Raw genomic sequence first — 6,666 nt, 5'->3', positions numbered from 1 at the left:
GTGTGGGTCGCCGATTGCACGCTGGGCGCGATCCACCGCATCGACACCAAGACCGCCAGGATCACCCGCACCGTCACAACCGGCATCGCCGACAAATCCGGCGAATTGAATGTGGTCGCCGGCGCTGGTTCGGTATGGGTGGCCAGCGCGGCCGACGGCGAAATTGCCCGCGTCAATCCCGCCACTGGCGAGATCATCGCACGCATCAAGGCCGCCAAGGGCACATCCTATCTGACGTTCGGCTTTGGCGCGCTATGGGCCGTCAGCGCCCCCACACGCACCCTGCAACGCATCGATCCGGCCAGCAACAGCGTGGTTGCCACCACGCCGCTGGGCCAGATGCCGGGATTCCTCGCGGCCGGCGAGGGCGCGGTGTGGGTGCAGGAACAGGGCGACGGCACGCTGGCGCGCATCGATCCCGCCAGCAATGCGGTCACCGGCCGGGTGAAGGTCGGCAACAACCTCAAATATGGCGATATCGACACCGGCGCGGGGCGCGTGTGGCTGCGCACCACCGAGACCCAAGAATATGCCGTGATCGACGCCAAAAGCCTGGCCATCGTCGCGCGCGTTGGCAAACCCGTAGGCAGCGGCGCGCTGCGCTTCACCCGCACCGGCGTGTGGACCAGCGCCCATGACGTCAAAACCCTGTCGTGGTGGCCGGCTCCGGCGCTGGGGCCAGAAAAATAACCATGAACGCCGGCGCCTGACATGGACAGCCCGGCCCGCATGGCCTTGGCGCGCGGCGATATTGCGCTGCTGCGCCAGCACGCGGCGGCCATGGCGCGCAGCGGGGCGCATGCCGCCGAAGGCCGGTTCCTGCTCGGCATGGCCGACGCTGCCGAAGGCCGCATCGCTGCCGGCCTGGGCCATCTCGAAGCCGCAATCGCCGCCGCGCCAACTGCCGAATATCTGGCGCAGCAGGCCAAGCTGCTGATCTTGCTGCGCCGGGACCGTGATGCCGCCAGCGCCGCGCTGGCCGCCGATGCCCTTGGCCCCGACGATGCGCTGACGCACGACACGCTCGGCAATGTGCAGGCGCGGCTGGGCGATCATGCCGCCGCGGCGCGCAATTTTGCAGCAGCGTCGGCGCGCGACCCCGGCAACATGGATTATCGCTTCAATCTGGCGCTCTCGCTGGGCTTTCTGGGCCGCGCTGATGAGGCGGCCGCCTGCCATGAGCGCATCTTGGCGGCGCAGCCGGCCAATGGCCGCGTGCATTATGCCCTGGCCGGCCTGCGCAAGGCGACCGTAGCGCACAACAATATTGCCCGGATGACCGGGGTGCTCGCCCGCCGGCCCGGCCCCGATGATGATCTGCGCATCCGATATGCGCTGGCCAAGGAATATGAAGATTTGGGCGATCCAGCCGCTGCGCGCGCCCATCTGGATGCCGCCAATGCCGCCCACCGCCAGCGCATCGGATATGATGCCGCCACTGATGCCGCGATGTTTGACGCCATAGAGGCGGTGTTCCGCTCCGGCGAAGGCTCCGGCGTGAGCACCAGCCGCGAAGCGCCGATTTTCATCACCGGCATGCCGCGCACCGGCACCACCTTGGTGGACCGTATCCTGTCCTCCCACGGGCAAGTGCACAGCGCCGGCGAATTGCAGGCGATGCCGCTGGCCATCAAGCTGCTCACCGGCACCCGCACCCGCACGGTGACCGATCCGCAAACCATCACGGCATCGGCGGCGCTGGACCCGCAGGCGATCGCGGCTGCCTATCTGGACCGCGCCAACCAGCACCGCCGCAGCAATGAGGGCCGTTTCATCGACAAATTGCCGGCCAATTTCCTGTATATCGGCCACATCGCCCGCGCGCTGCCAGCCGCCAGCATCGTCACGCTGCGCCGCAATCCGATGGACACGGTGTGGAGCAATTACAAAAATCTGTTCGCCACCACCTCGCCCTATTATGCCTACAGCTATGATCTGATCGATATCGCGCATTATTTTGTGCGTTTTGATCGGCTGATGCGGCTGTGGGACGGTCTGTTGCCGGGCCGCGTGCTGCAACTTGGGTATGAAGAATTGGTCGCCGATCAGGAACAGCAAAGCCGCCGGCTGTTTGCGCATTGCGGCCTGGAATGGACCGATGCGGCGCTGGATTTTCACACCAACAGCGCCGCCGTGGCCACGCCCAGCGCTGCGCAAGTGCGCCGGCCCATCTATGGCGATGCCGTCGCCCGCTGGCGCGCCCACGAACAGGCGCTGGCGCCCGTCGCCGCCATATTTGCCGCCGCCAGTATTACGATCTGACCCAATTGGGCAGCACCAGCCAAGACACGGGCATGCAAAACACCCTACAGATGTGACAAGATCGCTACGTCAAACGACCATTGGCAAATCCAGAGCCATCCCCGCAAGTTGTTGCATCGCACAACAACAATGCAGGGGAATGTAATGCGCGCTTTCGGACTTCGCGGTCATCTGCTGGCGGCATCGATGTTGGCTGGCCTGGCCAGCCCAGCCTTCGCAGCCGCAGCCGATGCTGCTGCCGATGCCGCTGATGGCGAAACCATCGTGGTCACCGCCACCCGCCGCAGTGAAAAGCTGGCCGATGTGCCAATCAACATCTCTGCAATCGGTTCAGAACAGCTGGCCCAGCAGCGGCTGAACGATATTCGCGATCTTGGTGCGTTCACGCCCGGCATCACCGTTACGGATACCGGCCCGCGCGGCGCTGGCACCATCGTCATGCGCGGGCTGTCGGCGGATGATACCAGCAACTTTGCCGACAACGGCAACAGCGCCATCGGCACCTATCTGGGCGAAGTGCCGCTTTATCTCGATTTCCGGCTGATCGACATGCAGCGCGTGGAAGTGCTGCTCGGGCCGCAGGGCACGCTCTATGGCCTCGGCACCCTCGCCGGCGCCATCCGCTATATTCCCAACCGGCCCGATGCCAGCGGCGTCAGCGGCTATGTGCACGGCCGGGTGTTCGATATCGATAAGGGCGGCGATGTCGGCTATGTGGCCGATGCGGCCATCAACCTGCCGATCATCAAGGATGTGCTCGCCTTCCGCAGCGCCACCGGTTATTTCTTCGATCCCGGCTTTATTGATTATCCGTTCGCCGTGAAACGGATCGGCACATCATTGCCGCAGCCCGGCCCGGCCAACAATCCGCTGGGCACGGCGCAGCAGCAGCAAGACAATTTTCAGCGCCAGAAGGATGTCAACTTCGGCAAGACCTTCACCACCCGCAACCAGCTGGGCCTGACGGTCGACAATCTCAACGTCTACTTGAGCTACGTCTATCAGGAAACCAAGACCAACGGCCGCCAGGCCAATGGTGGCGGCGTGCTCGGTGAGGGCCGTTATGAAGGGCCGTGGCGCGTGCTGGAACCGGCCACCCGCCGCGCCCAGCTGGTCAGCCTTGAAGTCGAAGCGCAACTGGGGGACATTGCGCAGCTGGTTTCGGCCACGGCTGGCACGTTTGTGAAAAACACCGGCTCGGTGGATGTCACCGATCTGCTGCTTGATCTGGACTATGGCTATGAATCCTTCCCGGCCTTCACCGGCTTTACCCGGGCACGTGCATCCAGCAAGCAGTTCAACCAGGAACTGCGCCTGGTCTCCACGCACGGCGGCCCGATCAGCTGGGTGCTCGGCGGCTTTTACAACGAATTTCGCACCTCCAATTCCTACCGCGAATTCCTGCCGGGCTACAGCCTGTCCCCCGCCGGCGTTGCGGCCGGAGTCATCCCGAATGTGGACGACAATGAATTTGCCTCCTTCGGCCGCAGCCTGACCAAAGAACGCGCCGTTTTCGGCGAAGCCACCTACAAGGTCACGCCGGAATGGCAGATTACCGGCGGTCTGCGCTATTACAGCTATGATCTCAGCCGCATTGGCGGGTCCGTCCTGCCCTATTTCGACGGTGCGATCACCGGCGATGCCGATATTACATCCAGCGCCGGCGAGGCCAGCGCCAATGGCTTTGTCTACAAGCTCAACACGTCCTACAAGATCGGCGCAGACGCGCTCGTCTATGCCACCTACAGCACTGGCTACCGCATCGGCGGTGCCAACACCGGCGCGGCGCCCTGCGTGTTGCCGCTCAACACCAACCAGCAGAATATCTGCGCCCTGCCCAACGAATTGTTCTTCGGCCCGGATGAAACCACCAACTATGAAATCGGTGTGCGCGCCGGCTTTTTTGACAATCGCCTGACCACCAACCTGTCGGTGTTCCAGATCGATTGGGATGGCCTGCAACTGTCCGGCACCACCCTCAACGGCGCCATCGGCATCACCGTCAACGGCGGCACCGCGCGCAGCCGCGGCTTTGATTTCTCGTTCAATGCCCAGGTCAGCGATCGTTTCACGCTGCGCGGCAATTATTCCTACCTTGATGCCAAGCTGACGTCGGGCGTGGACGATCTTCTCCAAATCCGCACCAGCAAGACAGCCAGCGTGCGGCCGAAATTCTCCAACATCGATGTGCTGGCCGGGGATCGCCTGCCCGGTTCGACCCGCCATTCGGGATCGCTGTCGGCCAATTATGTGCTGCCCACCGGTGACAATGAAACCGTGTTCAACTGGACCGCCACCTACACCGGCGACATCCTCACCCGTGTCGGCGGCCGCGGCTTTGGCGAAACCCTGCCGGGCTATCTGACCAACCGCGCCTCGATCACCTACCGCGCCGACAAATATGAAGTGTCGTTGTTCGCCAACAACATGTTCAACAAATATGCCGTTACCGCCGTGAGCAACGATCTCAGCCGCGCCGGGTTCGTCAATGGCGGTGTCATCTCGCGCTTTTACGGTCGCAGTGTGCTGACACCGCGCGTGATGGGCATCGAAGCCCGCTACATTTTCTGATCCTACTGCGCAGGCTGGCATGGCAGGATGTTGTCGTGCTAGCCTGCGCCGGCTGGTGCGGCAAATTCAGCGCTACGCCCGTTGACATATAGGGACGACGTGGATTCTTGGGTGAGACCAACCCGGCAGTGAACGACGAGGGCAAGATGGCAGGGGTGTATGTCGGCAAGCGGTTGATCGGGGCGGAGGCGCCCGTGACGGTCGGTTGGGAAAATGTCCCCAAGGTTGAAGGCAGCCCCCTAAAGGTGGCGTTCTTCACGTATTTTCAGCCGGCTGTGCTCTTCGCCGCCATCCTGTTCTGGTATTATGCGCCAAATTCAATTGCCAAGGCCTCAGTGGCCATCGGCATCGGCATCGGCTTCCGGCTGTTTCTGCTCGCGCTCGAATGGTTTTTTCCGCGCCACGAAAGCTGGAAACTGACCTGGAAAGAATTTGCCGTCGATCTCTTCTATGTCGGGCTGGGCATTACGATCCTTGAAACCGTGGACGGTTTCATCGGCAGCGATGTGGCCGTTGAGGCCATTCAGGCATCGTTTGACTGGGACAAATTTGCCTGGTTCATCGGCCTGCCGTTGCTGCTGCAGGCCTTCATGATTTCCTTCATATTCGATTTTGGCCAATATTGGATGCACCGTGCCATGCACAAGTGGCACCCGCTGTGGCTGACCCATTCGGTGCATCATTACATCACCCAGTTCAACATCAACAAAGGCGCTGTGGGCAATCCGATCGAGCTGTTCCTGATCGGGCTTGGCATCGGCGGCTTCTTTGATTTCCTGCCGCGGGCCTTTCTGCTCGCTGGCGCAATCGGGATGGCCGTTGGCAGCTACATGCATTTGAACGTGCGCTTCAACACGCCGGGCTGGTGGCGCTTCCTGTTCAATACCACCGAACACCACAGCGTGCACCATTCGCAGGACTATGAAGCCACGCGCAGCAATTTTTCCGGCATCTATATCTTCATCGATCGCATCTTCGGCACCTGCGTGGACGGCGAAGCCGAGCTGCTGGGCCAGGACGGCGGCCGGCGCATGTCGATCCGTGAACAAATGCTGCACCCGTTCACCGACGGCTGGGCCAGCTACAAGAAACGCACCCAATCACAAGCCGCCGTGCCAGCGGAGTGACCGGACATACGCCGGTCACAGACGGGCAGCCCATGGCTGCTGATGGCATGACTTCAACCGGAGCGGCAGCGGCCATCATGCGCACCGTGCGGCTGATCTGGCATATCCGCAGCCAGATCGATCTGCCCACTGGCCTTGACGCCGCCGCTGCCATCGATCGCTTGGCGCCGCTGCTGGACACAGCCGGGACCAGCACCAAACGCACCGATGACAGCCTGATCTTCACCAAGAAAGACCCGGCCTCCCAGGACAAGTTGGCGGCGTTCAATGCCGGCAGCCTGCGCATTGCCAGCACTGCGGCCGGGCAGGTTTTGAAATTTGATCTGACCAGCCGGTTCATGCTGGCCTGCTTTGCCGCGCCGCTGCTGTTTCTGGCCTTCGCCCAAATCGCGCTGGTGACCGGCGCCTACCAGAAGGCAGAGGCCGAAGCCGCCGAGAAACTGGAAAAGGCCAAGGAGGCCAAAGAGAAGGCCAAGAAGAAGGCCGAAAAGCCTGATGCCAAGGAACTGCCGCGCAATCCGATCGATGTCGCTCTGGGCGCGCCGCCGCCCAAGACCAAAAAGGAGCGTGAGGCGGAAAAACTGAAGCAAAAGGACGAGCCAGTGTCGGCCACGCCGCATTATGTGTTCGCCGGTTTCTTTGCCGCCCTCTATCTGATCGGCCGTTTTCTGGAACAACGCCTGGCCCGAAACCTGTTCAAAAAAGC

General features: G+C 62.4%; 5 protein-coding genes. All 5 read left to right on the top strand.

Translation table 11 applies throughout. The features are described 5' to 3' along the window. The coding region (locus ABWP50_RS12880) for a Vgb family protein (protein ID WP_353218388.1) at nt 1–690 on the top strand (690 nt) is incomplete at its 5' end. A gap of 21 nt (nt 691–711) precedes the next feature. Continuing rightward, nucleotides 712–2,262, top strand: coding sequence for a tetratricopeptide repeat-containing sulfotransferase family protein (locus ABWP50_RS12875; protein ID WP_353218387.1), 1,551 nt, complete (start codon nt 712–714; stop codon nt 2,260–2,262). A 144-nt stretch (nt 2,263–2,406) separates the two neighbouring features. After that, the gene (locus tag ABWP50_RS12870) at nt 2,407–4,833 is read left to right on the top strand and encodes a TonB-dependent receptor (protein ID WP_353218386.1); all 2,427 of its coding nucleotides are present in this window, start codon (nt 2,407–2,409) and stop codon (nt 4,831–4,833) included. Nucleotides 4,834–4,979: 146 nt separating this feature from the next. Next, nucleotides 4,980–5,960, top strand: coding sequence for a sterol desaturase family protein (locus tag ABWP50_RS12865; RefSeq protein ID WP_353218389.1), 981 nt, complete (start codon nt 4,980–4,982; stop codon nt 5,958–5,960). 47 nt (nt 5,961–6,007) lie between these two features. Beyond that, nucleotides 6,008–6,666: hypothetical protein (locus ABWP50_RS12860; protein ID WP_353218385.1), on the top strand; the 659-nt coding region annotated here is incomplete at its 3' end.

Origin of the sequence: Sandarakinorhabdus sp. (assembly GCF_040398645.1) — a bacterium.
Lineage (GTDB): Bacteria > Pseudomonadota > Alphaproteobacteria > Sphingomonadales > Sphingomonadaceae > Sandarakinorhabdus.
Note: the sequence above shows the minus strand (reverse complement) of the source record. Positions and strands in the feature narration are given on the sequence as shown.

Excerpts from the sequence above, each read along its gene's own strand:
- ABWP50_RS12870 (WP_353218386.1), top strand. The coding sequence starts at position 2,407 with ATGCGCGCTTTCGGACTTCGCGGTCATCTGCTGGCGGCATCGATGTTG.
- ABWP50_RS12865 (WP_353218389.1), top strand. The coding sequence starts at position 4,980 with ATGGCAGGGGTGTATGTCGGCAAGCGGTTGATCGGGGCGGAGGCGCCC.
- ABWP50_RS12875 (WP_353218387.1), top strand. The coding sequence starts at position 712 with ATGGACAGCCCGGCCCGCATGGCCTTGGCGCGCGGCGATATTGCGCTG.